Source organism: Microcoleus sp. B3-D2, from assembly GCF_036705345.1.
In the GTDB taxonomy this organism is placed as follows: Bacteria; Cyanobacteriota; Cyanobacteriia; order Cyanobacteriales; family Microcoleaceae; genus Microcoleus.
On the sequence record NZ_JAUBUG010000171.1, the window covers coordinates 1 to 2,385 of the forward strand.

The following is a 2,385-nucleotide window of genomic DNA, read 5'->3' on the forward strand; positions in this document are numbered from 1 at the left end:
AATTAATCCGAAACATCTCAAAAACTGGTTTACTAATTGCTGCTACTGTACCTCATAACATCCGGAAGTGCTGTATAGTCAGCAAAACCTATATGACTCGTGTCGAAGGAGAAAATACTCGGCTGAGGCATCCGGATAGCTCGTCTAGCGCGAAAAACTTTATGTTATTCAAAATCTTTATCCATGTTAGAAATTTCCCTTCGGCTAGTTATTTACTACCTAAAACACAAGACCGTGCCCCTGCCCTCTTGAATCATCCCCCAATTGTGCAACGCCCACAATTTACTTGGTCTTCCTGATTTTTTTTGAAAAACTTTTTCTGCTTTGACTATTTTTACCATCTCTTTGAATGTCTCTTGATGTAGTCCACACTACCGTTTAAAGTCGGCGGGGTTTAACTTTTGTACTTGTTCGTAATTCATCTTATGGGAGCTAATTATTTCTTTTATTTTACCTAGAACGCGCGCACTTTCGCAAGAGGTCTAATGTGGTCTCAAAAAAACTTGACTGTGGTTCCAAACGATTATGATTGCGGTCTACAACAACTAGGAATTAAATAGCAAAGACCACTTTTGAAGTAGATATGATTTGAGGTTAAATAGCCAACAACCTAGAGACAAAGTTAGGGAGGAAAAGATTAGAAGAATTATCAAATATAAAAGGCAGACTATGAGATAGCTGGCGGTGGAGCTTAAAAATTGCAGTGAAGGCTTAATCAATAAAGTTAGGAAATAGCTTAATACTATGGTGTGGACTAGGTATGCTTCGTAAGTTCCATTACTGATTAAATCAAGCCACGCCTTACTCTTGCTCTTTAACAAACCATCAACTAGAAATACGAGGTTTAGAGAAATAATAAAAATTCCAATGCCTATAAAGGCATCAGAGATAAAGAGACCGACAGGGATATCATGATCTATAAAGCGTATTGCAGTGTACTTCAAAGAAAGAAAAATGCCTAAACATTCTAGGAAAATTCCCAAGATGATTGCCTTAGGTTTTTGAAATACGGTAAACGCATCAACAGAACGTTCATGGGTAAACCAGTGTTTTGCGATCGCCATTCCAAAACAAAACTCAAACAATCTAGTTAAAGCAATTCCTCCAGGGGCAAGTCCTCCATAGCCAAACCCTAAAATTTTATCAAACGCCAGTAACGATGTAGTGATAATAATTGCGCTGCTCACTGTTTTAACCAGTAGGCTAAGAAGTAAAAAGTTTTTTATAGATAGCTTTTTAAGAAAATAAAAGAGGAATGGAAAGAGTAAGTAAAGTTGCAAAAGAATAGGGATGTACCAGGTTGCAGGAATAACATCAAGAAATATGGCACCTTTTACATAGGTTTTAAGTAATCCTAGAAAGCTGTTATACTGAAAGAAGTTTAGGAGAAGATAAATTGCTAAAATGAGCCAATATGATGGATATAACCTGATGAATCTTTTCTTAATAAAACCAAACCAACGGATGCGATCAGTCTTCTTTTCCACAAGAAGCGCGGAGAGGGTTAATCCGAAACCGCTTAGAATGAAAAAAAGATGAACTGCTTGATAACCTAGTCCAAATACAAAGTTAAAAAAGTTAAATAAGAGGTGATCCCCGCTATTACTAGGAAACAGAAAAAGGCTGTCAAAACCACATCGATACAAAGAGTCACCTTTAATGCCTAGACATTCATGAGCTAGATTGCTCAGGTTTTTAGTAACATTGCTTGCATTAGGTAAAATTCCTCCTACCCACAAGTGGCAGGCAAAAACTCCTAAACAAGCGAATAGGCGCAAATAGTCTAGATAAATAATTTTCTTAGGAGTGGGCAAATTACTAGGCGGTTGCATCAACTTCCTTAATTAACTCTAATAGTAGTGAATCGAATCATTATTAGATTAACCACCCTGTGTAGCCGCTGATACTGTTGGCGAATGTAATACATATTTGTATTTTCACGTATTACGAAAGGATCAAACCTTCAATCTGTAGTTGCGGCTTTTATTTGTAACACTTTTGTTTGTCTGTTTGTAATACTTTCGCCAACAGTATCCATTGCTACTCAAACCCTATTTATAATTCGTTCCAACTTTGCCTCATGCCAAATTTAGCACAACTGCTGGCACGTTGTCAACCAAACACGGGCGATCGCTACCTTCCAACCAGGACAATAATTTCTTATCCTTTAGCTTTCGAGCGTGGTCTGTGGCAAAATTCCCCAATCTAATGAAGGTGAGAGAATCTCTGACACTGCCTTCTCCCTCCATCTTCAGCGCTTTTACTTCAGCCCCTTGGGTGAGTAGGATCAACCTGATCCTTATCTTTCTAGGGCGTGTCATTAATTAGGTAGGTTGACAAAACAGAATTAACGTGTATTGAGTAGCACTCAGAGGGTTAAGCCAG

Annotated in this window: 2 protein-coding genes and 1 pseudogene; 1 reads left to right on the top strand and 2 read right to left on the bottom strand. The window is 38.0% G+C overall.

All coding sequences use genetic code 11. The features are described 5' to 3' along the window. Positions 1 to 74: 74 nt before the first annotated feature. Positions 75 to 252: pseudogene (locus tag QUB14_RS28450) on the top strand (IS1 family transposase); the annotation flags it as partial. Between the two features lie 293 nt (positions 253 to 545). Here QUB14_RS28450 and QUB14_RS28455 read toward each other — a convergent pair. Beyond that, the gene (locus QUB14_RS28455; RefSeq protein WP_333221580.1) at positions 546 to 1,832 is read right to left on the bottom strand and encodes an acyltransferase; all 1,287 of its coding nucleotides are present in this window, start codon (positions 1,830 to 1,832) and stop codon (positions 546 to 548) included. A 246-nt stretch (positions 1,833 to 2,078) separates the two neighbouring features. Beyond that, positions 2,079 to 2,291, bottom strand: coding sequence for a hypothetical protein (locus QUB14_RS28460; RefSeq protein ID WP_333221578.1), 213 nt, complete (start codon positions 2,289 to 2,291; stop codon positions 2,079 to 2,081). Between the last annotated feature and the right edge of the window lie 94 nt (positions 2,292 to 2,385).

Coding starts and splice junctions, on each gene's coding strand:
- QUB14_RS28455 (WP_333221580.1), bottom strand. CDS start 1,832: ATGCAACCGCCTAGTAATTTGCCCACTCCTAAGAAAATTATTTATCTA.